Annotated in this window: 25 protein-coding genes; 14 read left to right on the forward strand and 11 right to left on the reverse strand. The window is 54.9% G+C overall.

Annotated elements, in window-relative coordinates; genetic code table 11:
- Positions 1-5: 5 nt before the first annotated feature.
- The 3 genes from EQG79_RS10860 to EQG79_RS10870 form a co-directional block, all read right to left on the reverse strand.
- The gene (locus EQG79_RS10860) at positions 6-272 is read right to left on the reverse strand and encodes a CcmD family protein (RefSeq protein ID WP_129601481.1); all 267 of its coding nucleotides are present in this window, start codon (positions 270-272) and stop codon (positions 6-8) included.
- Positions 273-340: 68 nt separating this feature from the next.
- Complete coding sequence (gene ccsA / locus EQG79_RS10865; RefSeq protein ID WP_077922821.1) at positions 341-1,000, reverse strand: cytochrome c biogenesis protein CcsA; 660 nt, start codon at positions 998-1,000, stop codon at positions 341-343.
- Between the two features lie 86 nt (positions 1,001-1,086).
- Entirely contained in the window at positions 1,087-1,761 is a 675-nt protein-coding gene (locus EQG79_RS10870; RefSeq protein WP_077922822.1) for a heme exporter protein CcmB, read from the reverse strand.
- Positions 1,762-1,882: 121 nt separating this feature from the next.
- On the opposite strand from EQG79_RS10870, the gene EQG79_RS10875 reads away from it, so the two are divergent.
- From EQG79_RS10875 to feoB, 3 genes are all read left to right on the forward strand, one after another.
- Positions 1,883-2,656, forward strand: coding sequence for a sulfite exporter TauE/SafE family protein (locus EQG79_RS10875; RefSeq protein WP_240699329.1), 774 nt, complete (start codon positions 1,883-1,885; stop codon positions 2,654-2,656).
- A gap of 78 nt (positions 2,657-2,734) precedes the next feature.
- Complete coding sequence (locus EQG79_RS10880) at positions 2,735-2,962, forward strand: FeoA family protein (protein ID WP_077922823.1); 228 nt, start codon at positions 2,735-2,737, stop codon at positions 2,960-2,962.
- A 77-nt stretch (positions 2,963-3,039) separates the two neighbouring features.
- Positions 3,040-5,157 carry a ferrous iron transport protein B gene (gene feoB / locus EQG79_RS10885; protein WP_077922824.1) on the forward strand — a complete coding sequence of 706 codons (2,118 nt, stop codon included), beginning with the start codon at positions 3,040-3,042 and terminating at the stop codon, positions 5,155-5,157.
- Between the two features lie 71 nt (positions 5,158-5,228).
- Here feoB and EQG79_RS30960 read toward each other — a convergent pair whose 3' ends face one another.
- Positions 5,229-5,393 (reverse strand): hypothetical protein, encoded by a 165-nt coding sequence (locus EQG79_RS30960; RefSeq protein WP_165358875.1) that lies wholly within the window; start codon positions 5,391-5,393, stop codon positions 5,229-5,231.
- 239 nt (positions 5,394-5,632) lie between these two features.
- Positions 5,633-7,135, reverse strand: a complete 1,503-nt coding sequence (locus EQG79_RS10890; RefSeq protein ID WP_077922825.1) for an NAD(P)H-hydrate dehydratase — start codon at positions 7,133-7,135, stop codon at positions 5,633-5,635.
- 116 nt (positions 7,136-7,251) lie between these two features.
- Here EQG79_RS10890 and rplS point away from each other — a divergent pair, with 116 nt between their 5' ends.
- Both rplS and dapF read left to right on the forward strand, forming a co-directional pair.
- On the forward strand, positions 7,252-7,626 hold the full coding sequence (gene rplS / locus EQG79_RS10895) for a 50S ribosomal protein L19 (protein WP_077922826.1): 375 nt from the start codon (positions 7,252-7,254) through the stop codon (positions 7,624-7,626).
- 69 nt (positions 7,627-7,695) lie between these two features.
- Entirely contained in the window at positions 7,696-8,469 is a 774-nt protein-coding gene (dapF, locus tag EQG79_RS10900) for a diaminopimelate epimerase (protein ID WP_129601482.1), read from the forward strand.
- Positions 8,470-8,473: 4 nt separating this feature from the next.
- Here dapF and EQG79_RS10905 read toward each other — a convergent pair whose 3' ends face one another.
- Positions 8,474-8,782 carry a rhodanese-like domain-containing protein gene (locus tag EQG79_RS10905; protein WP_077922828.1) on the reverse strand — a complete coding sequence of 103 codons (309 nt, stop codon included), beginning with the start codon at positions 8,780-8,782 and terminating at the stop codon, positions 8,474-8,476.
- A 247-nt stretch (positions 8,783-9,029) separates the two neighbouring features.
- Between EQG79_RS10905 and htpG the strand changes: the two genes are divergently transcribed.
- Complete coding sequence (gene htpG, locus EQG79_RS10910; protein ID WP_077922829.1) at positions 9,030-10,859, forward strand: molecular chaperone HtpG; 1,830 nt, start codon at positions 9,030-9,032, stop codon at positions 10,857-10,859.
- A gap of 81 nt (positions 10,860-10,940) precedes the next feature.
- On the opposite strand, the gene EQG79_RS10915 is transcribed toward htpG, so the two are convergent.
- Positions 10,941-11,519, reverse strand: a complete 579-nt coding sequence (locus tag EQG79_RS10915; RefSeq protein WP_077922830.1) for a DUF4126 domain-containing protein — start codon at positions 11,517-11,519, stop codon at positions 10,941-10,943.
- Between the two features lie 100 nt (positions 11,520-11,619).
- Entirely contained in the window at positions 11,620-13,113 is a 1,494-nt protein-coding gene (locus tag EQG79_RS10920) for an ATP-dependent DNA helicase (RefSeq protein ID WP_077922831.1), read from the reverse strand.
- Between the two features lie 58 nt (positions 13,114-13,171).
- Between EQG79_RS10920 and EQG79_RS10925 the strand changes: the two genes are divergently transcribed.
- The 4 genes from EQG79_RS10925 (at position 13,172) to coaD (ending at position 15,778) form a co-directional block, all read left to right on the forward strand.
- Positions 13,172-13,609 carry a CBS domain-containing protein gene (locus EQG79_RS10925; RefSeq protein WP_077922832.1) on the forward strand — a complete coding sequence of 146 codons (438 nt, stop codon included), beginning with the start codon at positions 13,172-13,174 and terminating at the stop codon, positions 13,607-13,609.
- Between the two features lie 142 nt (positions 13,610-13,751).
- Positions 13,752-14,282: an NUDIX domain-containing protein gene (locus EQG79_RS10930; protein ID WP_077922833.1), complete on the forward strand. Its 531-nt coding sequence runs from the start codon at positions 13,752-13,754 to the stop codon at positions 14,280-14,282.
- A 90-nt stretch (positions 14,283-14,372) separates the two neighbouring features.
- Positions 14,373-15,251, forward strand: a complete 879-nt coding sequence (locus tag EQG79_RS10935) for a DUF3822 family protein (RefSeq protein ID WP_129601587.1) — start codon at positions 14,373-14,375, stop codon at positions 15,249-15,251.
- A gap of 62 nt (positions 15,252-15,313) precedes the next feature.
- Complete coding sequence (gene coaD / locus EQG79_RS10940) at positions 15,314-15,778, forward strand: pantetheine-phosphate adenylyltransferase (RefSeq protein WP_129601483.1); 465 nt, start codon at positions 15,314-15,316, stop codon at positions 15,776-15,778.
- Between the two features lie 8 nt (positions 15,779-15,786).
- Here the strand turns inward: coaD and EQG79_RS10945 are convergent, their stop codons facing one another.
- The gene (locus EQG79_RS10945; protein WP_129601484.1) at positions 15,787-16,521 is read right to left on the reverse strand and encodes an NUDIX hydrolase; all 735 of its coding nucleotides are present in this window, start codon (positions 16,519-16,521) and stop codon (positions 15,787-15,789) included.
- Between the two features lie 115 nt (positions 16,522-16,636).
- Between EQG79_RS10945 and EQG79_RS10950 the strand changes: the two genes are divergently transcribed.
- Both EQG79_RS10950 and EQG79_RS10955 read left to right on the forward strand, forming a co-directional pair.
- Entirely contained in the window at positions 16,637-17,926 is a 1,290-nt protein-coding gene (locus tag EQG79_RS10950; protein WP_077922837.1) for a hemolysin family protein, read from the forward strand.
- A gap of 64 nt (positions 17,927-17,990) precedes the next feature.
- A complete protein-coding gene (locus EQG79_RS10955) occupies positions 17,991-18,320 on the forward strand; it encodes a hypothetical protein (RefSeq protein WP_129601485.1) in 330 nt (109 codons plus the stop codon).
- A 43-nt stretch (positions 18,321-18,363) separates the two neighbouring features.
- Here EQG79_RS10955 and EQG79_RS10960 read toward each other — a convergent pair whose 3' ends face one another.
- Entirely contained in the window at positions 18,364-20,139 is a 1,776-nt protein-coding gene (locus EQG79_RS10960; protein ID WP_129601486.1) for an ABC transporter ATP-binding protein, read from the reverse strand.
- Positions 20,140-20,293: 154 nt separating this feature from the next.
- On the opposite strand from EQG79_RS10960, the gene EQG79_RS10965 reads away from it, so the two are divergent.
- Both EQG79_RS10965 and EQG79_RS10970 read left to right on the forward strand, forming a co-directional pair.
- Positions 20,294-21,550, forward strand: a complete 1,257-nt coding sequence (locus EQG79_RS10965) for a DUF2264 domain-containing protein (protein ID WP_129601487.1) — start codon at positions 20,294-20,296, stop codon at positions 21,548-21,550.
- Between the two features lie 58 nt (positions 21,551-21,608).
- Entirely contained in the window at positions 21,609-22,070 is a 462-nt protein-coding gene (locus EQG79_RS10970; protein ID WP_129601488.1) for a hypothetical protein, read from the forward strand.
- Positions 22,071-22,112: 42 nt separating this feature from the next.
- Here the strand turns inward: EQG79_RS10970 and metG are convergent, their stop codons facing one another.
- On the reverse strand, positions 22,113-24,179 hold the full coding sequence (metG, locus tag EQG79_RS10975; RefSeq protein ID WP_129601489.1) for a methionine--tRNA ligase: 2,067 nt from the start codon (positions 24,177-24,179) through the stop codon (positions 22,113-22,115).
- Between the last annotated feature and the right edge of the window lie 45 nt (positions 24,180-24,224).

The raw sequence follows: 24,224 nt of genomic DNA on the forward strand, positions 1-24,224 counted from the left end.
CCTGTTCAGGACAGCGGAACGTCCGATTTTTTCAGGGCGGCTCCCCTGACGTCTTTTTCAAGCTGGCTCACCTGCCGGTCGAGCCGAATCAGGTACACGATGATGCCGGCAAATACAGCCGCAATAACGGCTACGACAACCCATATTTTGCCGTCGGCCCGGAGTTGGTCGGCCATATCAACCCCGTCTGTGCCAGGTTGTTGGGCCATACTGAGTTGACTGAGTAAGAGCAGGGCTGCCAGCGGAAGTTTGGACAGAGTCAGTAATCGCATAGAATTTGTCGACAGATGTAAAATTAACGCAAAAATACACCAAATCATTCGGGTGTGAGCGTCAGGATTTATTCCTCCAGCACCGCTTTAACCCGACGCAGGCGAACGCGCAGTTCCGTAATCCAGACACCCAGCAGGGTGAACCCGATTACCGCCGGGTAAAACACCATCCGCATCTGGCTGTCCATGTCGTATTTACCGAAAGCCGGGTTACCGCCGTTGCCGGGGTGCAGCGAATCGGTCAGGCGGGGCACAACGAAAATCAGCGGCACGAACACGGCAAAGGCGAAGATGTTATAGACGGCCGAGATGCGCGCCCGGCGCTGCTCATCGTCGAACGAGCCCCGCAGAATCAGGTAGGCCAGGTACATCAGCATACCGACGGCTACGCTGTTCAGTTTGGGATCATTGGGCCAGGGTTCGCCCCAGGTAAAATTGGCCCAGAGCGCGCCGGTCAGGCAACCCAGGAAACCGAACAGAATAGCGGTGTTGGCAAACTCGACCGCTACGCCATCATCGTCGAAGCGCCCATTACGCAGGTAGCGAATCGAATAAACGGCCGATGTCAGCAGCATGATAATCATGCCGAACCAGAGCGGTACGTGGAAGTAAACGTTCCGGATACTTTCGTTCAGGATCGGCTGTCGGGGCACCCCGCCGACCAGGCCCTGCAGAATAACATAGGTCAGAATCAGGACAGCAAGGCCTTTCCACCAATTTTTTTTCATAGTTTTTTCGTTTTCAGTCAAGGGCTTTCTGGATACGGCTTTGGCCTGAACAGACCAAAGCCGGGATCTGAAAACCAGAGACGGCACTAGCTACGCCACAGAAACGGAAACAGCAGCCAGGAGAGCGTCAGCACGATGGCATCAATGGCCAGAATAGTACCAACTTCGCTCCAGCTCACACTGCGGTCGAGTCCGTCCATGGCGTTTTTCGAGACTTTCAGCAGCAACAGGAGTAAAGGCAAAATAATTGGGAAACTGAGCACCGCCATCAGGGTAGCCGGATTCTCGGCTTTGCTGGCAATGCCCGACACCAGCGTCAGCGAAGCCGAAAACCCAACTGCCCCCAGGGCCAGCGTGAGCAGGTACAGGGGAATGTCGGCAATGGGGCTCCCCAGCACAAACGCATACGTACAAAAGCCTAACACCGCCAGCACACCCATCAGTGCCGTATTGTACCCGATTTTTGCCAGAATTATCTGTTGCGGGCTGGCCAGGGTGTAGTAGTAGAGCTGCCGCCCGGCCCGTTCCTGAACAAAGCTTTTGGCAATGGCATTAATGGCCGTAAACAACTGAATAATCCAGAACAGCGTGTTCCAGACAATCGGCGTGAGCTGACCGCGCCGGGCGTTAAAACTCAGGTAGCAGACAAAAACGGCCCCGACGATGTAGAGCAACATGCCATTGAGCGCATACCGTTGCCGCCATTCGAGGAGGAACTCTTTACGCATCAAAGCGCCCAACTGCCGTACCGACTCTGTCATACCTGCTCAATCAATTCGGCAAATTTACGGTGCAAACCTGAATTGTTTCCGTTTTAGCCGATTGGTTTTGACAAGACAACTTTCTGCCCCAATTTGCCTGTCTTATGCTTTTGCTGATTGCGTGAATCCCGAACAACTGTACACGATTGCAACGCTCTGTGCGTTTTCGTTTCTGGCTGGTTTTGTCGATGCCATCATCGGAGGAGGGGGCCTCATCCAGACACCCGCCCTGTTAGTTACGCTGCCGCAATACCCCGTTCCGGTGCTGATCGGAACAACCAAGCTGCCGTCGCTGGCGGGTAGTTTGATGGGCGCCTTTCAATACAGCCGCCGGGTTGCCGTGGCCGGGCGGTTCATTGGACCCATGATGGCCATTGCGTTCGGGGCGTCCTGGCTTGGCTCCTGGACACTGACCCGTATGCCTAACCAGTTCATGAAGCCGGTGGCACTGGTTATCCTGATCGCCGTCTTCCTGTACACGCTGCTCAAAAAAGGGTTTGGCCAGATGTCCCAGCGAACCATATCGGCCCAGCAGCAGCGCATTCGGATGTGGGCGATGGGCGCCGTTATCGGCTTCTACGATGGTTTCTTCGGACCCGGCACGGGTAGTTTTCTGGTACTGGGCTTTATAGCGCTGATCGGATTTGATTTTTTGCGGGCCAGTGCCCACGCCAAGCTGGTCAATGCGGCTACTAATCTGGCCAGTGTGAGTCTGTTTGTTCAGAAAGGCGGCATACTGTATGCCGTAGCGTTGCCTATGGCTGTAGCTAATTTATCCGGCGCTTTTCTGGGCGCCCGGCTGGCTATATTGAAAGGAAATCAGTTCATTCGTCTCTTTTTTTTACTCATCATTGCGGTCATGATTATTCGATTCGGCTGGGATTTGCGCTCCTGAATTTGCAACAACAAACTTTAGGTTGTAATCTTGCGTTAATTAAACTGAATCTAAATAAAGAGTAACGGCACTGACACCATGAGCAAGCGAAGCGTAGCCGATCTGAAAATAGGCGAACGGGCCACCATCCAGTCGTTCAACGATGCGGTGATGTCGCTGAAACTGCTCGAAATGGGCTGCCTGCCGGGCGCTGAAGTATGCCTTCATTGCAAGGCTCCCCTGGGCGACCCGATCTGTCTGAACGTATCGGGCTACTGCCTGTCGATGCGTCGGTCAGAGGCCGCCACTATATTGATTGAAAATTAACGGTTTACGGTTGGTACGGTTGTCTGTCTGTTAAGCGGGCGGGCCCGTAAACGATAAACCGTAAACCGTACTGTACATTGGATGCCTCCCTTACAATTGCCCTTATTGGCAACCCGAATGCGGGTAAATCATCGCTCTTCAACCAACTGACCGGCCTTCGTCAGAAGACCGGAAATTTCCCCGGTGTAACGGTCGATAAGAAGTCCGGCACCTGGCCCATCGATACCCAGACTACGGCTACCGTAGTTGACCTGCCGGGTGTCTATTCCATATATCCCAAATCGCTGGACGAGCAGCTTGTCACGGACATTCTGGCCAATCCGGCTCATCCTGATTATCCGGATGTGGCGGTTGTGGTGGTCGATGCATCGAACCTGCACCGGAACCTGCTGCTGTTTACCCAGGTTGCCGATCTGGGTGTGCCGACGGTGCTGGCGCTGAATATGCTCGACGTAGCCAAGAGCCAGGGCAAGGAAGTGAACAGCGTACGGCTGGCCATGCGCCTGGGTGTACCCGTCGTGCGGATCAACGCCCGTACCGGCGAAGGGGTCGATCAGATCAAAAAGGCGGTGCTGGGGCAGCTGGAGAACCCGACCCTGCCGGGTAAACTGTTTTTCGATCCGGCCGACGAAGCGGCCGACCTCATTGCCGATACCCGAACCCAATACGCGCTTCAGAATAATTACCTCGCGCTGCAGTACATCATTCAGCATGATGGGTTTTCGTTTCTGAATCGGGTACAGCAGCTGGCGCTGGATGCCATCATTGACCGGTACGAGTTCAACGAAACGGCTTTCCAGGCAAACGAGACCATTACCCGCTACAAGCGCATCGCAACCGTCGTTGCCGAATCGGTAACCGATCACCGGCCAATTGGCGAACCGACCTGGAGTCAGAAGCTGGATCGGGTATTGCTGCACCCGGTTTGGGGCTACGCCATCTTTGCGTTTATACTGCTGCTTATCTTTCAGGCCATCTTTGCCTGGGCACAACCGTTCATGGATGCCATCGACTCGGGGGTGGCCTGGCTCAACGGTCAGCTCAAGGAGGGCCTGCCGGCGGGCCCGCTCACCGATCTGCTCACCGATGGAATCCTGGCGGGTATCGGCGGCATCCTGGTGTTCATTCCGCAGATTGCCTTTCTCTTTCTGCTGGTTGCGCTGCTCGAAGAGTCGGGGTATATGTCGAGAGTCATGGTCATCATGGACCGTATCATGCGCAAATTCGGGCTCAACGGCCGGAGCGTCGTTCCCCTTATTTCCGGCGTAGCCTGCGCGGTACCGGCCATTATGGCGACCCGAAGCATTGGTACCCGTCGCGACCGGCTCATCACCATCCTGGTAACTCCCCTGATGAGCTGTTCGGCCCGACTGCCCATTTATACCATTCTGATTGCCCTGGTTGTGCCTAACCAGCGGGTGCTGGGCGTGTTCAACCTACAGGGGCTGGCGCTTATGTTTCTGTACCTGATGGGGCTCGTCAGTGCGTTACTGGCTGCTTACGTGTTAAAACTGGTGCTGCGTACCAAAGAGCGGGGCTTCTTCATTATGGAACTGCCAACGTTTAAATTACCGCGCTGGAACCACGTGGGGCTGTCGGTCTGGGAGAGTGTGCGTGCCTTCGTTTGGGAAGCGGGTCGGGTTATTCTGGCCATCTCGATTGTGCTGTGGGTGCTGGCCAGCTATGGACCCGGTAACGCCATGCAGGAGGCCGAAACCCGGGTTAAGCAGGAACTAGCCAACGCGCCAGCCGATGAGCTGCAGAACAAGCTGGCGTCAGAGCGGCTCGAAGCGTCGTATGCCGGCCATTTTGGGCACCTGATCGAACCCGCCATCCGCCCGCTGGGCTACGACTGGAAAATAGGTATTGCCCTGCTGAGCTCGTTTGCGGCCCGGGAGGTATTTGTGGGTACTATGGCTACCATCTACAGCATTGGCGATGGGGGCGATGAGGCAGGAGTCACCGTTCGGGAACGGCTTCGGCAGGAGCGCAATCCGCTGACGGGTGGGCCTATGTATACACCGGCGCTGGCCTGGTCGCTGCTGGTCTTCTACGTATTCGCTATGATGTGTATGAGTACACTGGCGGCCACTCAGCGCGAAACCAAATCCTGGACCTGGCCAGCCGTACAACTGGCTTATATGATGATTCTGGCCTACGTAGCCGCGTTCGTCACCTATCAGTGTATGGCCTGAAGCCACAAAAAAGCCCGGTAACGAAAACGTACCGGGCAATACTAATCAAGCTATACTGAGTCCGCCAGAGTCTACCAGAGTAGGCCCTTGGAGATGAGCGGATAAATAAAATGATACACAATGTACGTCAGTAAGGCGATGGTGAGTCCGCCTAAAGCCGTTGTCTGATCGACCGATACCCGGGACTTTCGCGAGGGGCGACTCATTCGCCAGTCTCGCTGCGCTGCATGTTTCATGGTATGTGTGCGGTATGAGGCTAAAATACCGGTACAAATTTGAGACCGCTTCCGTCAGGAGAACAGCGCGAAAACCCTTAATTCATAGAATACGTATAAATACTTGATTAACACCAGTCAGGTCTGAGTCAGTATATACGTTTTAGAGAAGTTTGGTGATAAACTAGTGTCGTCTTTGTGGTCTATTGTATAAATAGTGTGGTGTGATTTCTACACTTAAGTTACCATATTTCTACACGTCAGGCCCACCGGAGGGCGTCTACCACATCGGTAGCGGTCATTCCGATCTGACCACGCTGCTCGGCTACCTGATCGCCCGCCAGGCCGTGGGCATATACGCCCAATACAGCGGCTTCTACCGGATCGTATCGTTGAGCCAGCAGGGCGGTTAATACACCGGTCAGTACGTCGCCGGTGCCGCCCGTACTTAAGCCGGGGTTGCCCGTGGCGTTGAAATGAATATCTCCCTCGGGTGTGGCCACGGCGGTATGGGCGCCCTTCAGCACGACAACAACCCGATACTTGCGGGCAAACTCACGGAGTCGATCCAGCTTTTCGTAATCGTTCTGCCAGGGCGCAGTCAGTCGCTCAAACTCTTTTGGGTGGGGAGTCAGAATACTGCCGGCAGGAAGCTGGTCGAGGAGTTCCCGATTTTCGCCCAGCAGGTTGAGCGCATCGGCGTCAATGACCATTGGTTTGGTGAGGGTCGGCAGCAGCGCTTTCAGCATCGCCAGGGTTTCGGAAGCCTTGCCAATGCCAGGACCTATCCCTACGGTTGTGAAGTCGGCCGGGCTGGTCGTCTCGACCTCCGTGGTGCCGCTCAGTACGTGCTCGTGCGTATCCGGGCGACACATAGCCTCTGGTACGGCCGTCTGCAATACCGGATACCCGCAACCAGGCACCTGAACCGTTAAAAGACCTACGCCCGACCGCAGGCAAGCCCGGGCGGACAGCACAGCCGCTCCTATTTTTCCGTAGCTGCCGGCCAGTAGCAGCGCATGCCCGAAGGTACCTTTGTGCGCATAGCGGTCGCGCTTGTGCAGCAACAGACGGGCTTCGTCGGGGCGGGTGTAGTAGTAGGGGGTGGGCGCTTTATCGATGAAGCGTTTGTGCAGCTGGATGTCGACTGTCTGCCAGTCGCCGGTATAGCGGGCGTTGCCGGGTAGCAGGAAGGCCAGTTTGGGCAGCTGAAACGCGACGGTATAGTCGGGCTCAACGATAACGTCTTCGGGCGCATTGGGCTGATCTGCATACAAGCCACTGGCTATGTCGACCGACACGACCGTGGCCGGGCTGCGGTTGATCGCTTCGATGGCGCTTTTTACGATGCCTTCGGCGGGTCGTGAGAGGCCTGACCCCAGGATCGCATCGATAACGACCTCGTTGTGGGGCATGGGCGGAATATCGTGCGAAAGCTCAACGTACCGGATGTTGTCCGTTACCAGTTTGAGCCGTCTGTGATTATGCATGAAATCGTCTGACTCGCGGGGGGCGTAGCGCACGACAAATACCTCGAGCGGATAGTCGCGTTCCAGCAGCAGGCGGGCAATGGCCAGCCCATCGCCCCCGTTATTACCCAGGCCACAAAAGATCTTCAGCGGGGTAGTAGCCGGAAAGCGATCGACAAACCAGTCGACGAAAGCCAGGGCAGCCCGCTCCATGAGATTGATAGGAGCAATGGGTTCGTGTTGGATGGTTGCCTGATCGAGCGCGCGAATCTGGTCGACATTCAGTATTTTCATGAAGCTTGGGGTCAGAAGACGTTGGGTAATTTCGCAAAAGTATTTTCTAACCGCTAAAAGATTACTATCTTTGCGGCTCATTTCGCAAATAGTTATCTGGCGATTTATATACGGTCATGAGCGAGTTAATCAAATTAGTGGAGGCAGACAACGCGCAGCGTCGCGCCGAGTTGCCCACGTTCCGGGCAGGCGATACGGTGAACGTACACGTCAAAATCCGCGAAGGAAATAAGGAGCGTATTCAGGTATTTACGGGAACGGTCATTCAGCGCCGGAACCCAAGCAGCGGTGGCGAAACGTTCACCGTTCGTAAAGTATCAAACGGCGTAGGTGTAGAGCGGATCTTCCCGGTTCTGTCGCCTAACATTGACAAAATCGAGGTGGTCCGCCTGGGCAAAGTGCGTCGTGCACGCTTGTTCTATCTGCGTGGTCGCCAGGGTAAAGCAGCTCGTGTTAAAGAGCGCAAGCCCAAAGCGAAAGTAGCCGCTTAATTTACCGCGCTTCTTACCTACATAAAAGCTGCCTGTACAGGGTGGCTTTTTTCGTATCTTCAAAACGCTATGCAGTTTTATAAATACCAGGGCACCGGTAATGATTTCATCCTGATTGATGACCGGACCGGCACGTTCCCGGCCGCCGATCAGGCCCTCATCGAGCAGTTATGTCACCGGCGGTTCGGCATCGGGGCCGATGGGCTTATTTTGCTGCAAAACGACCCCGAATACGATTTTCGGATGGTGTACTTCAACGCCGATGGAGCCGAAGGCAGCATGTGCGGAAATGGCGGTCGCTGCATTGTCCGGTTTGCGCATGACCTGGGTCTGTTCGAGTCCGAAACACGGTTCATAGCGGTCGACGGGGAACACGTGGCCGTGGTGCGCGAAGACGAGGTGTTTCTGAAGATGATCGATGTGAACGGGCTGGATCAGCAGCCCCAACTGACATTCCTGAATACCGGTTCGCCCCATGTCGTGCGGTTTGTCGACGAGCTGGAGTCATTCGATGTGCTGGCCGAAGGGCGTGCCATTCGGTATGCCGACGCATTTCGGCCGGGCGGAACAAACGCTAACTTCGCCCAGCGCCTTACCAATAATACCCTGTTTGTACGCACCTACGAGCGGGGCGTTGAAGACGAAACCTACTCCTGCGGAACGGGCGTGACGGCGGTAGCGCTGGTAGCCCACCAGCAGCTGCAGATGCCGGCCCCGGTAGCAATTCAGACAATCGGCGGCAATCTGCGGGTGTCGTTCGAAACCCAATCCGACGGGCGCTTCGAGAACATCTATCTGATTGGTCCCGCCAAACGGGTATTTACGGGAGAAATCGACCTGTAACCGCTTAGTCTACGTCGTCAATCAGACCTCCGTGCAGGTGATAGATGACTTTTGTCTGGAAAACGGGTTGCCGCTGTAGATCTTTGGCCGCTATCCGGCTTCGTACGCCGTTGGTACAGACCAGAATCAACGTATCGTAGGCCAGCAGCTCATCCCGACGCGCCCGTATGTCGGCCAGGGGCACGTTTATACCACCCAGGTTGAACTCCTCAAACTCCCACTCATCCCGAACATCGATCACCGCCGTGCGAGGCTGCTGGCGCAAGGTGTCAAGTTCAGATAAGGAGATGTCGATGTAGGCCGGGGTTGTCATGCCGACATAACACCAGAATCATACTGGCTGTTCGCCTGGATAATATAAGCCTGATCGGAGGCCGCTTGCTCCGGCGACTGCCGGTGTATGCTTGTCCATTTGTTGACTTCTTTGCTGGACTAATCCGTCAGCAACGCGCCTTGCAGTAAGTTAAAACTGTCAATGTGGCAGGCAACGAGGCTCTGGAACAGGATTTGACGCCCGCCCAATCAGCAAGTCAATTCTATCAACAACCCATTAGCTGTCTATGGAAGCCGTACAGAATGAAAAAGGGCAGATCTCGATCCATACCGAGAATATCTTCCCCATCATCAAAAAATTCCTGTATTCCGATCATGAAATTTTTCTGCGCGAACTCGTATCCAACGCGGTCGATGCTACGCAGAAGCTTCGTCAGTTGTCCTCCTTTGGTGAGTTCGGGGGCGAGCTGGGCGAATTAAAGGTAACCGTTGCGCTCAACGAAGAGGCCAAAACGATTACGATCAGTGACAATGGCATCGGTATGACGGCCGATGAAATTAAGAAATACATCAACCAGATTGCATTCTCCGGCGCGTCAGACTTTCTGGAAAAATACAAGGATAAGACGGACGAAAAAGGACAGATTATCGGCCATTTCGGTCTGGGCTTCTACTCGGCCTTCATGGTAGCTGAAAAGGTAGAGATCATTACCCGCTCGTATCGTGATAACGCCGAACCGGCCCGCTGGGTATGTGACGGCTCGACCGAGTTTGAACTGACCCCCGCCGAACGGGCTGAACGCGGTACCGATGTGGTGCTGCATATTGCACCCGATTCCGAAGAGTTCCTGGACAAAACCCGGCTGCGGGGTATACTCGACAAATACGCCCGGTTCCTGCCGGTAGCGATCGAGTTCGACGGGCAGACGATCAATAATACCGCACCCATCTGGACAAAAGCGCCCGCCGACCTGACCGACGAGGACTATAAGTCGTTCTACCGGGAGCTGTACCCGATGAGCGAAGAGCCCCTGTTCTGGATTCACCTCAACGTCGACTACCCGTTTAACCTCACCGGTATTCTATATTTCCCGCGGGTGAAAAACGAACTGCGGTTCCAGCGGGAGAAAATCCAGCTCTACAGCCGGCAGGTGTTTATTACCGACGAGGTAAAAGACGTGGTGCCCGATTTCCTGATGATGCTGCACGGCGTAATCGACTCGCCCGATATCCCGCTGAACGTGTCGCGCTCCTTCCTGCAGGCCGACTCGAACGTGAAGAAAATCAACGGCTACATCACCCGTAAAGTGGCCGACAAGCTGAACGACCTGTTCAATGCCGATCGAACAGCTTTCGAAGAAAAATTCGATGATATCGGACTCTTCATCAAGTACGGTATTCTGTCCGATGACAAGTTCTGGGAGAAGGCAAAAAACTTCGTTCTGCTCAAAAATACCGACGGCCAGTACGCGACACCCGATGAGTATCGCGAGAAAATTCAGGCGAACCAGACCGATAAGAACGATACGCTGGTGTTGCTCTATACCAGCGACCGCAAGCAGCAGGACGCTTATGTGGCTTCGGCCGTTCGGCGGGGATACGATGTGCTGCTGATGGATAATGTGATTGATCCTCACTTCATCAACGCGCTCGAATACAAGCTGGAGAAAGTACATTTCGTACGCGTCGACGCCGACACGCTCGACAAGCTCATCGACAAAGGGCTTAGCAACGAGAGCGTGCTGTCTGAAGACGATCGTACAAAAGTGAAAGAAGTATTCGAGCAGGTTCTTGACAACAAAACGCTGACGGTTAGTGTAGAAGCGCAGCCAACGGATGAGCTGCCCGTAACGATCACCCTGCCGGAGTTCCTGCGTCGGATGAAAGATATGTCGGCGCTGTCGGGCGAACAGTCGTTTTACGGAAACATGCCGCTGGGCTATAATGTGGTCGTGAATGCCAACCACCCCCTCATCGGAAAGCTGCTGGCCCAAACCGATGCCGACGCGCAGAAGTCATTGGCCAAGCAGGTGTACGACCTGGCTCTGCTGTCGCAGAATATGCTGACTGGAGCTGACCTGACCGCTTTTGTTAAGCGTACCGTCGAGACGCTGTAATTAGCCATAGGGTCAGAAAGCCAAACGAGAGCTGGGACCGATGTCCCAGCTCTCGTTTTGTATAGGGCACTCTCGTTGGAGTTACTCCCGTCGGGTGAACCACACTTTCCGCCGGGTGGTCATCCGCTTGATGACGTAGATAAGCACCAGCGCGACGAAAATGATGGCCACCAGCGGTAAAAGAACCGTCAAAAGTGACAGAACGAACGACGCGATATTCTCGCCGGTGGCTACGACCGGGTTGGCGGCCCCGCCGGTTGTGGTGGTAGAACCGAGCCGGAGCAAACTCGTACCCGCCTGAATAATGCCAGCCGAGCCTCCGCCCAGCATTAACCCCAGCCCCCAGTGCAGAATCGGATTCTCGATCTGAAGAAACGAGGTGCTGAGCAGCGTACCGGCAATGATGGAAGCCGGGGTGGCGATGCCATCGAGCAGGTTGTCGAGCCACGGAATGTAGTAGGCACCCACTTCAACGATGGTGGCCACCGTCAGGCCTGCCAGCGCGGGCCAGCTGCTGAGCCACTCAAAGCCCTCAAACGTACCAACGATGCCCAGCTTAGTGGCCACGCTGGCAATCAGCATTGGTACAAAGACCCTGAAACCGCAGCAGGCAGCCAGGCCAAGGCCGACACAGGCACTCACAATCCAGTCGTAGGTCATAGGGCAAAAAAAATAATGGTTTACGCTTATTGATTTCGGGCTTCTGGCCTCAGCGGAGACCATAGACCGTATAGCAAAACCGAACTAGGGCCTGGGTTGTTTAGCCGAAGAACTGCGGGTTGAAGTTCATCAGAAACGCTTCATCCGTGGCGCGGGTGAGTGCCGTATAGAGCCAGCGGACAAACTCCTGGTTCACCTGGCCGTCTGGCAGGTAGCCCTGATCAACGAATACGGCGCTCCACTGGCCGCCCTGGGCTTTATGGCAGGTGAGGGCGTAGGCAAACTTAACCTGTAAGGCATTCAGGTACGGGTCGCGCCGGATGGCTTCGGTTCGCTCTTTCTTGCTAGTGATGTAGAAATAGTCACGCTGAACGCTCTCATACAGCGCTTTATGCTGCTCGGACGAGAGCGAAGGCGTAGGCGAGTGCAGCGTATCCAGAATGATTTTGGCTTCAAAATCGGGTTGCTCCTCGTAGTCGACCAGCCGCAGCGTGACGGTAGCAAACCGGAAGCCGTGAATCTCTTCGTGGTTGCGGATTTTAAGCACTTCGGCAAACTCGCCGTTGGCCAGAAAGCCTGCCGGCGAGTCCTCTTCCAGGGTCGTGTAGTTGTTGCGGGCAATCATCAGCATATCGCCCGCGTCGAGTTCTTCTTCACATTGGTCAATCATCCGCCTGACAAACTGGTTATACTGCACCGCTGTCTTGTTCGACCGACAAAGGATCACCGTATTTTCGCGGCCATATTTGTTGTAGGCGTACTGAATCCCGTCTTCCAGCTTGTTGGCCGGCATTTTATAGATGTCACTGAATGAGCGTACATTGAGCTGAATAGGGGGGGCATCGGTGGCTGATTCGGCACTATCTGTGCCAAGCAGGGTTTCGAACGAGACGGCTTTGGGAGCCGGACTGAAGGTACCCGACAGCAGGGTGCGCAGATTGGTGGCGTTATAAAGAATACCCGACTCTTCGTCCTGCCGCATAACTTCTGTCAGCTCCTGTTCATAGACCGTCATGTCGAACTGGGCGGCCAGGAATCCCCGGTCGAGCGCCGGACTCAGCTCGCGGCCCACGGGGGGCAGCTGGGCCGTATCGCCAACGAGCAGCAGTTTGTTGCCCTGGTTCTCGAAAACAAAATCGATCAGGTCAGTCAGCAGGCCTTTACCCCCAAAATCAGCTTCGTCGGAGATCATGGAGGCCTCGTCAACGATAAAGAGGGTGTCTTCGTGGTAATTTTTTTGCCGTTGAAAACTCAGCGTACCCGACGCCGGGTCGGCCACCTGCCGATAAATTTTGCGGTGGATGGTCTGAGCTGGCTTCTTGGCGTAGCTCGACATCACCTTCGCAGCCCGGCCGGTAGGGGCCAGCAGCACCGATTTGTAGCCAAAACGGGGAAGCACTTTGATGAGCGTACCAACCAGGGTTGTCTTACCGGTACCGGCATATCCCCTGAGCAAGAAGCAGTCGCGATAGTGTTCAAACTCTTCGTGGGTGATGAACGCGCCGATCTGTTCGAAGAATTGTTCCTGACCGGATGTGGGCTTGTAAGGGAAACGTTTGGCCAGCAATTGGGCGGCCGTATGGGTTTCGTTCATGGTTCTAATTTACGAAATATTTCGCTAACTTCACCCCCATACTAAACCCTTCTATGTCATGAAAATACGCCAGATTTTGCAAGGAAAGGCCGTCAACGCGCTCTACTCGGTATCGTCCCATCAATCCGTGCTGGATGCCCTGAAACTGATGGCCGAAAAAAATATCGGCGCGGTGCTGGTGATCGATGAGGGTGTGCTGACGGGTATTTTCTCGGAGCGGGATTACGCCCGCAAGGTTATCCTGAAAGGGCGTCACTCCGACGATACGCCGGTAGCTGATGTTATGACCCCCAATGTCATTACCATCGAGCCAGACCAGCGGCTGGACGAGTGTATGCTGATCATGTCTGAGCGGCACATTCGCCACCTGCCCGTCATGAGCGGGGGGGAGCTGACGGGTATTATCTCGATCAATGACGTGGTAGCGGCCATCATCCGCGACCAGAAGACCCGGATCGACTCGCTGGAAAGTTATATATCGGGCAGCCCCTACTAAGCCCGGAGCCAACTATAGGTTTCGCTCTGAACTACCCGAATCTGGACGTAACTCCCCACGTATCTTACCATAAACCAGAAACGGTAACCTAAATTCTTCTACCTTTGCGTCCCAAAATTAGCTGTGACTTGTGACGCATGTAATGGATCGACCCGGGGTGGATACATCCCGTCAGGAAGTGTTGAAGTTATACGGAAACCGGCTGCGACTGCGCGTTTGCGGACTTTATCGGGAAGACGACCGGCTCCTGATGGTACGACATCGGGGTATTGGCCCCACCGATACGTTCTGGTGCCCGCCGGGTGGGGGCGCTCAGTTTGGTGAGACCGCCCCCGACGCGCTGACCCGTGAGTTTATCGAAGAAACCGGTTTGTCGATCAGCGTCGGAGAGCTGCTGTTCGTCAATGAGTTTATGCTGCCGCCCCTGCACGCTATGGAGCTTTTTTTCGATGTGCGCGCAACGGGCGGCTCGATCCGGCAGGGTATTGATCCCGAAATGGGGCTCGATGAACAGATTATCTCGGACGTTCGGATGATGAGCTTCGACGAAATCAAGCGGTATCCGCCCGAGGAAGTACACGACCTGTTCCGGTATTGCCAGTCGATGGACGATGTTTTCCACCTGCGTGGCTACCTGCCCAATCGGGACCGAATGGTAGGTTCGGGCCGCTAAGTTTGGGGTAGGCCGCGCCAATGTGCTATTTTTTTGTAAACTTAGCGTTCTGCTAAACCGTTATCCTTTCTCTGAATCGTGCAAATTGCTGTGACATCCGCACCTACCGTAACGATCCGTTCTGATTCGTTCGACCCCAGCCAGACAGCCCAATCCGTGCTGTGTCTGGAAGTGGGGCGCGATCGGTTTCGGTTTCTGGTGCAGAACGCCTTGCAGCAGGTCTGTTATCTCGAAGATTACACGTTTCCGTCGCTCCTGACCGATCGGCCCCTGGTTGGTCTGCTGCCTGATGTGATCCGTGGGCACTCGGTTTTGTCGGCCGGTAACTGGCAGGAGATTCGGGTGGGCGTTAATTCGTCATCGTTTACGTTTGTACCGCAGCCGCTGTTCCGGAAGGAATACGCCAGCAGTTACCTTACCCTGATGCGGGGTAGCACCTTACCCGCCCATGAGTTTGCCCAGGCCCACCTTCACGAAGCGGAAGGTTTTTTGTCGGTCTTCAACCTGGAGCACCCGGTAGCCGATTATTTTGCAGAAACGTATCCGCTTCAGCCACTGACCTTTATTCATCAGACGGGCTCGCTGATACAGGCCACGGCCGCGCTGGCCCGCCATTCGCTGCTGTCACAGCAGGTGTGGCTGTATTTCGAAGATGAATTTGTAACCATTATCTACCGGCAGAACAGGCAGCTTCGGTACTGCAACCGCTTTGGCTACAAGAATGCCAGTGATCTGACTTATTACGTGCTATATGTGCTGGATGAGCAGCAGATCAAGGCCGATGAGGTGCATATAGCTCTGTACGGAGAGATAACCCCCTTTGCCGACACATACAGCGCGCTCAGCCGGTTCCTGCCCAATCTGACCTTTGGCCGGGCTCCGCAGCCGATGACCCTGACGGCTGAATTTGACGAACTACCCGAACATCGGTATTTAAGTTTATACGGACTTTCTTTACTTAATGAGTAAGAAGGACCAGCGGGCATAAACACGTTTCTGTTCGTGCCAGCGGCCCTGTCTACTCGCTCGCTATGAAGCGTACTGCTCTGTTTCCCGGCTCATTCGATCCATTCACTAAAGGCCACGAAGACATTGTGCGGAGGGGACTGAAGTTATTTGATGAAATAATCATCGGTATTGGCCGGAATGTACGCAAGGAACGCTACTTTCCGCTGGAGCAAATGATTCAGCTGATTGAAGAAGCGTTTTCTGACGAGCCCGCTGTGCGTATCATCAGCTATGAAGACCTAACGGCCAGCGTCGCCCGGTCCGAGGGGGCCCGCTTCCTGCTGCGGGGCCTGCGCAACACCACCGATTTCGAATACGAAAACGGCATTTCTCAGGTAAACCGATTTGTCTACGAAGAAGTAGAGACCGTCTTTCTGATCACCTCTCCGCATCTGGCACCCATCAGTTCGAGTATCATTCGGGATCTGCACCGCTACGGCCAGAACGTAGACGAGTTCCTGCCGTATAAGCTGGTTCAGCCATCGTAAGCAGGCAGTTACTTCCGAACGGTAAGTTCCTGCAGTTGTTCAATTACGTACCGGATCGAACTGAACGAGTTGGTCAGGGCCAGCTGGGTTTCGCGCCAGTCGAGCCAGGCCAGCTTTTCGATGTCCTCGTCTTCCTGTGGCGCCATATGCGAATCGTCGACGACGCTCATCCGGTACCATTTGGTGCGTTTGAGAATGCGGCTTCCATTCAAGGTGTAGGTGTGCCAGGTGGTGCAGATCCGGTCGCCGACGTCAACCGCTACCCCCGTTTCTTCTTCTACCTCACGGGCCGCGCCCTGCCTCGACGATTCACCATCGTCGAGTTTGCCTTTGGGTAAATCCCAGACGCCCCGGCGAAACATCAGCAGTTGTTTACTGTCTTTAAGAACGACCCCACCAGCTGCTTTGATGATTTTGAATGGTTTTTTGATCGCTTCTTCGCAGTCATTTTTGTTCAAACAGCCTAGTGTGATCGATAAAAGTCGACTGGGATTGGCTTTTTGAAGCAACGACAGCAACCGGTCTACGGTAGCGGGTGTGGCGTTGAGTACGAGCAGATGACCATGCAGCGCATCCACTTTCAGCACTTCGAGCCGGGCGTCGACAATCTGGTCAAAGTCGGCAAATGAATTGTCAGACAGCGAGTTAGACTCGGACGGGCGAGTGGGCCTGGCACCCGTTAGTTGGGTGGTAGTTTTGGGGCCAACCAGCCGGATGGGGCGGTCGTTGATAAAAACAATCATCAGAGCGGGGCGATAAAGGCCTCAAAAGTACTAAAAGCCTGCCTGATCGCCCAGATGAATCGAGTGGAAACAAACCTGCTTTCGTTATTTTTGCAACCAGCCAACCCGCTCCTTTGTGGAAATTTTAATCATTTTATTACTGACCATTCTGAATGGGGTGTTCTCCATGTCAGAAATTGCCCTAGTTTCCTCGCGTAAATCCAAGTTAGAAACGGCTGCTAAAAATGGCGATCGTCGGGCACAGGTCGCTCTTGACCTGGCCAGTTCTCCCAACCGGTTCCTGTCAACGGTACAGATTGGCATTACGCTGATCGGTATTTTACTCGGTATATTTTCGGGCGATAAGCTAACTACCGATGTGCAGCAGGCGGTGGCCCAGGTAGAGGTGCTCCAGCCGTATGCTCATTCGATCGCCGTTGTGCTGGTGCTGCTGTTGCTTACCTACCTGTCGCTGGTGCTGGGCGAGCTGGTACCCAAACGCATCGGACTGTCCAATCCTGAAGGCATAGCCAAGACCATGGCTGCGCCCATGATTCTGCTGTCGCGCGTTACCTCGCCTTTTATCGCTTTGCTAACCTTTTCCAGCGATTTACTCATTAAACTCCTGCGCATTACCCCAAACGAGAGCGCCGTAACGGAAGAAGAGATCAAAAGTCTGATTCAGGAAGGAACAACGGGCGGGGCCATTGAAGAAATTGAGCAGGAAATCGTACAGAACGTTTTTCAGCTGGGCGACCGCCGGATCACATCGCTGATGACGAACCGGCAGGAAATTGTTTATCTCGATCTCGACGATGAGCTCGAAGAAAACCGGGCCAAAATTCTCGAATACCGGCATTCGGTATTTCCACTCTGCAACGGCGGGGTCGATGAAGTCGTAGGGCTTATCTACACCAAAGATTTTTTGGGGAAGGACCTGGATACGGAGTTAACCCGCCTGGCGGATATCAAGCGGGATGTGCTGTTCGTGCCCGAAAACAACCGCGCCTATCAGGTGCTGGAGCGGTTTCGCGAGCGCAAGCAATACGTAGGCATCATCGTCGACGAATACGGCGGGGTGCTTGGTGTCGTTACCCTCAACGATATTCTGGACGTGCTGGTGGGCGATATCAACGACGAGGCTGATTCCGATTACGAGATCCGGGCGCGGGAAGATGGGAGCTACCTCATCGATGCCCAGCTGCCATTCGAGGATTTTCTGTCTTATTTCGATATCAACATCACCGCTCAGAACCGGCGCGACCTGACGGGCTTCGATACGCTGGGCGGTTTTGCGCTCCATATCTTGAAAGACATACCCAAGACCGGCGAAACCTTTGTTTGGCAGGCTTACCGGTTCGAGATTGTTGACATGGACAAAAGCCGCATCGACAAGATGCTGGTTCAGAAGCTGGACGAGGAGTAAAAGCCGGTTCAAACAGCAGCCCCGGTGTTTTAGTTAAGGTTGTATACCAAACGCGATGAAACCTATGCGTTACTACAGCCCAGACTCCAGCGATTCATCAACCGGTACTACCGACTCCAGTCGGATACCTTCTGTGATGGACAATGATCCCGGTGCCGACGAGCAGGTTATCAACCAGCAGGCGGGTGAGCAGTATCCGAAAGACGTTGAAACCCCGGCCGATACGCCAGCGCGGATTGCGCCAGACGAACTGGCCGATTCCATAGCCTATGCCATTGACGGAAGCGGCCCCGGCCCGACCAATGACAAGCCAAATGTATCGGAACATAAAACCGTGTCGGAAGGGATAACCGGCGCGGGACCGGACGAGGAGGAAGACGCCCTGCGGGACTGATAGTATTTGGCCAAGCTTGGCTGGCAGTCCTTGTTTTGCCCGACTAGACCACTTCTTTGTACTGCATCCGATACAGGTTCGCGTAGAAGCCTTCCTGCTGCAGAAGCTCCTCGTGTTTACCCTGTTCAACAATACGGCCTTTGTCTACTACGATGATCTTATCGGCTTTCTGAATGGTCGAGAGCCGGTGCGCAATGACAATGGCCGTACGTCCTTTCATGAGCTTGTCGATAGCATTCTGAATCATTTCCTCCGTTTCGGTATCGACCGACGACGTGGCTTCATCGAGCACAATTATCTTGGGGTCCTGCACCATAGCCCGAACGAAGGAGATCAACTGGCGCTGGCCAACCGACAAGGTAGAGCCGCGCTCCATAACGTTATAATCATAGCCGTCGGGCAGACGGTCGATGAACTCATGTACGCCAACGAGCCTGGCCGCTTCGATCATTTTTTCACGGCTGATCCGGGTGTCGCCCAGCGTGATGTTGTTTTGTATCGTGTCGGAGAAGAGAAAAACATCCTGCAAAACAACCCCTATATTTCGGCGCAGCTGACCGAGTTCGTACTCGTGAACGTCAACGCCGTCGATATTGATGTGGCCCTTGTTGATGTCGTAGAAGCGGCTTAACAGGTTAATGATCGACGATTTTCCCGCTCCGGTTGCTCCGACGAATGCAACCGTTTCGCCAGCCCGTACCCGAAAGCTGATGTCGCGCAATACCCAATCTTCATTGTTGTAGGCAAACCATACATTTTTAAACTCCACTTCGCCTTTGAACGTAGCGGGTGCATAGGTGCCATCGTTGACCGTAAACTCGTCGCTGTCGAGAAGTTTGATGATCCGGTCGGTGCTGACAATGCCCATCTGTAAGGTATTGAACCGATCGGCCAGCATCCGGATCGGCCGGAAAAAAAGGTTGATAAACATCACGAAGGCCGTAACGGTCCCGAACGAGACATCGGCGTGGATGATCTGGCGGGCACCGTACCACACGACCAGCCCTACCGCAACCGCCGAAATAATGTCAGCTACCGGATAGTAAACGGAATAATACCAGATAGACCGGATGTTGGCCTGCCGGTGTTCATCATTGATGACCCGGAATTTTTCGGCCTCTATTTTTTCGCTGCCGAAGATCTGGACGATGTTCATGCCGGTAATGTGCTCCTGCACGAACGAATTCAGGTTGGCTACGGCCGTACGAACCTCGTTAAACGACGATTTTATTTTTTCCTTGAATACGTACGTACTGAACAGCATCAGTGGAATGGTCGACAGGCTGATGGCCGCCAGCCGCCAGTCGGTATAAAACATGACCCCAATGATCAGTATCAGCTGCAGAATGTCGCCCGCAATGGCAGCCATGCCTTCGCTGAAGACATCGGCCAGGGTTTCAACGTCTGAGATAGATCGAGTAACCAGTCGGCCAATGGGCGTGTTGTCGAAAAACTTGAGCCGAAGCTGCAGAATCTTTCGGTACAGCTGCACCCGGATGTCGCGGATAACGTGCTGGCCCAGCCAGCCAGACAGGTAGGTATTGGAAAACTGAACGATAGCCTGAACCACGAGCACCCCGATCATGAGCATGAGCATAACCGTCAGGCGGCTTCCATCGCCGGTGGCAATTACGTTATCGATGGTATAGCGAATGAGCAGGGGCGTCAGCGGGGCCAGACAGGCGGCCAGCATGATAATGCCAATCAGGAGGTAGAAGCGTGTCTGGTACGGTTTAACAAAACCATAGAGCCGTCGGAGAATGACCAGGTCGAAAATTCGGCCCGAAGGAGATCCGGTGCTTTTTGTGTCTGCGTTCACAGGGGAGTGTCAATAGGGGGCGTATAGTCGGGTAACAGCGTTGGTGGGTCGAACGTTTCAGCCCGCGCCGGATTTGGCCGTTAGCAACGGCCCAAAACAGTAAGAAATCGGCCGGTCTGCTTTACTTCTGAAACATCTGACTGAAATCTGATTTATGAAACGGCGGTTATTTACCCGGCTCGTCACGGCGCTACCAGTAAGTTGGCAGATTGACAATGAACGCCCGGGCGACCCTGCGGCTCAGTCCGGCCATGCGCTGACAACCGGCCAGGAGGACCGCGCGTACTGGTTAAAAACAATACTGGCTGTGGCCGACCCGGTCTTGTCGGCGCTGGCCCAGAACCGGCTGAAGGCAACGATGCCCGTCGAATCGGCAGCCGGGCAGGAGGTGGGGCGCCGGGCCGTGTCGCATCTCGAAGCGCTCGGTCGCACAATGGCGGGGCTGGCTCCCTGGCTGGAGTTAAACACCCCAGACGGGGCCGAGAGTCAGTTGCGCCAGCGATACCTGTTACTCGCCCGGCAGGCAATTGCCAATGGGGTAGACCCCAATTCGCCCGATTACCTGAACTTCACCAAAAACGGCCAGCCGCTGGTCGACGCTGCTTTTCTGGCCCACGGCCTGATTCGGTCGCCCCGGCTATGGCAGGCCCTGAGTCCGACTGAACAGGCCAATCTGGTGCGGGCCCTGCAAGCCAGTCGGGTTATCAAGCCGGGCTACAACAACTGGCTGCTGTTCAGTGCCATGGTAGAAGCGGCTCTGCTGAAGTATACCGGCTCGGGCGATGAGATGCGTATGGATTACGCTATTCGTCAGCACCAGGCCTGGTACAAGGGCGATGGCGTGTATGGCGACGGTCCCGATTTTCACTGGGATTATTACAACAGCTACGTCATTCAGCCTATGTTACTGGATGTGGTTCGGACGCTGGTCGATGCTGGTAAAGCGGATAAAAATCTGCTGGAGACGTTGCTGGGCCGCGCCCAGCGGTACGCCATCGTACAGGAGCGGCTCATCCATACCGATGGGTCGTTTGCCGCCTTTGGCCGGTCGCTGGCCTATCGGTGCGGGGCGTTTCAGCTGCTGGCCCAGGTGGCGCTGCAACAGAGCCTGCCGCCCGAATTACCACCCGCTCAGGTCCGCTCGGCCCTGACGGCGGTTATGCACCGGACTATGGATGCGCCCGGCACCTTTGACGCCAAAGGCTGGCTGCGAATCGGGCTGTGTGGCCATCAGCCGTCCATCGGTGAAACCTATATTTCTACAGGCAGTTTGTACCTGTGTTCGGTCGCTTTCCTGCCGTTGGGGCTACCCGCAACCGACCCGTTCTGGGCGGCCCCGGCAACCGACTGGACGGCCCGAAAAATCTGGTCAGGTCAGGACGTTAAAGCCGATCACGCTATCAAAGGATAAACCGCCAATACCGATTTGACTTACTTGTTATTGCCCAACCTCTATAACCAACAGGCTCATGAAAAGGTACGTCGCTTTCGCGTTCATTCTACTGGCTGGGTGCTCGCCTAAAGCCGGGCCAACACTTACCCTACAGCCCAATCGGCTGCTGTATGCCAGCTCGGATATCAACCGGGTTAGTCTTGTCGACTCGATACGCCGGATAAGGTCGGGCGGTTTATTGTTAGGGAGAAACGTAAAATTTACCCTGCGTGATGGGACGCAAAAGAAAATACTCCAGCACGAAATCTGGGGTTACTCTGATGGGAAGGGAAACGTATGGCGCCATTTCCGTAAATCGCTCTATCAGGTGGTACGCGTAAGTGACGTGGTCGAGTATGTCAGTACGCGGAGTCGATTCGTTGGGCAGGGCGTTACTGTACACGAACCTGTTTGGCTGTATAGTCAGACGCTGGACAGCCGGATTGTTGGCAGTCGGAAGCGAGCGCTTAAGATCAATGGCGAACCCCTGTCAGACTAGAAAAAGAGGAGCCCGCTTACAAGCTGGCTCCTCTCAGGTTACTCAGGAGACCGTACCGCCGTTCCAGACGGCATCGCCGGGTGCGATGAGGGCCAGCTTGCCGTCCCGGTCTTCGGCCATCAGAATCATTCCCTGCGACTCGAAGCCCATCATTTTGCGCGGAGCCAGGTTAGCCAGAAAGGTTACCTGTTTGCCAATGATCTCTTCGGGTGAAAAATGTTTGGCGATGCCGCTCAGAATCTGCCGTCCGCCCATACCGTCGTCTACTTTCAGCTTCAGCAGCTTATCACTTTTAGGAACCCGTTCGGCCTCGGTGATGGTACCGATGCGGATATCCATTTTGGCGAAATCGTCGTAGGTGATTTCGTCGCGCAGGGGCGGTACAGTTTTGGTTTCTAATTCATTCATGCGTTTGGCATTCTGTAATTTCTGAATCTGTTTGTTGATCTCCTCATCTTCGATCTTGGCGAACAGCAGCTCGCTTTGGCCCAGTTCATGACCGGCTACCAGCAGGTCGGCCCGGCCCGCGTTCTGCCAGTCGAGCCGGTCCTGAATCCGGAGCTGATCACAAAGCTTACGGGCCGTAAACGGCAGGAAAGGCTCGGAGACGATAGCCAGGTTGGCCGCAATCTGCAGCGCCAGGTTCAGGATGGTGTGTACCCGACCCGGATCGGTCTTGATTACTTTCCAGGGCTCGGTTTCGGCCAGGTATTTGTTCCCGAGCCGGGCCAGATCGATCAGGTGGCCCAGTGCCTCGCGGAACCGGTACTGCTCAATCGATTGCCCGATGCGGTCAGGAAACTGAGCCAGTTCGTCCAGCACGCTCCGGTCATAGTCGGTCAGGTCGCCCCGAACCGGCACCCGGTTGTCGCAGAACTTCTGGGTCAGCACCACGGCGCGATTGACGAAGTTGCCGAAAATACCCACCAGCTCGGCATTATTGCGCGTCTGAAAGTCTTTCCAGGTGAACTCAGAATCTTTGGTCTCGGGGGCATTGGCAGCCAGCACGTAGCGTAGCACGTCCTGCTTGCCAGGCAACTCGTCGAGGTATTCGTGCAGCCAGACGGCCCAGTTCCGGGAGGTGCTGATTTTGTCGCCCTCCAGATTCATGAATTCGTTGGCAGGCACATTGTCAGGCAGGATAAACGAACCCTCCGCCATCAGCATGGCCGGGAAAATAATGCAGTGGAAAACGATATTGTCCTTGCCGATAAAATGCACCAGCTTGGTCCGTCCGTCCTGGGTATGATCATTGCGCCAGTACAGCTCCCAGTCGCGCCCCTGCTGGGCGGCCCATTCCTTGGTCATCGAGATATAGCCGATCGGGGCGTCGAACCAGACGTACAGTACTTTACCTTCGGCATCGGGCAGGGGAACGCTGACGCCCCAATCGAGGTCGCGGGTCATGGCGCGGGGACGCAGGCCTTCTTTCAGCCACGACTGGCATTGGCCCAGCACGTTCGTTTTCCACTCGGGGTGGCTGTTGACGAAGTTCTCAATGGCCGGCTGCATCCGGTCGAGTGGCAGGTTCCAGTTCCGGGTCTGGCGCAGCACCGGTTTTGATCCCGAGAGGGTAGAGTGGGGGTCTATCAGCTCGAGTGGGCTCAGGGCGGTGCCGCAGCGTTCGCACTGATCGCCGTACGCACCGGGATTACCGCAAACGGGGCAGGTACCTACAATGTACCGATCGGCTAGAAACTGGTTGGCTACCTCATCGTAGTACTGTTCCGTCACTTCTTCGTCGAAATCGCCTTTGTCGTATAAGGTCGTGAAAAACGCCTGCGACGTCTGGTGGTGAATCGGGTTCGACGTTCGTGAGTAAATATCGAACGAGATACCAAAGTCAGCAAAGGCCTGTTTGATCTGTCCGTAGTATTTGTCGACCACCTGCTGGGGTGTCAGTCCTTCTTTTTTGGCCCGGATCGTGATCGGTACGCCATGTTCGTCGGTGCCGCTGATGAACGCCACGTCTTTACCCGTGGCCCGGAGGTAGCGTACGTAGATGTCAGCTGGCAGGTAACAGCCGGCCAGGTGGCCAATATGAATGGGCCCGTTGGCGTAGATTAGAGCCGCTGTGACGGTGTATCGTTGGGGATTTTCGAGTGACATGTGTAAAGGGTATACGGCCGTTAAGTACGAGGTAGCGGATCGGCG

The organism is Spirosoma sordidisoli (assembly GCF_004138325.1).
Classification (GTDB): domain Bacteria; phylum Bacteroidota; class Bacteroidia; order Cytophagales; family Spirosomataceae; genus Spirosoma; species Spirosoma sordidisoli.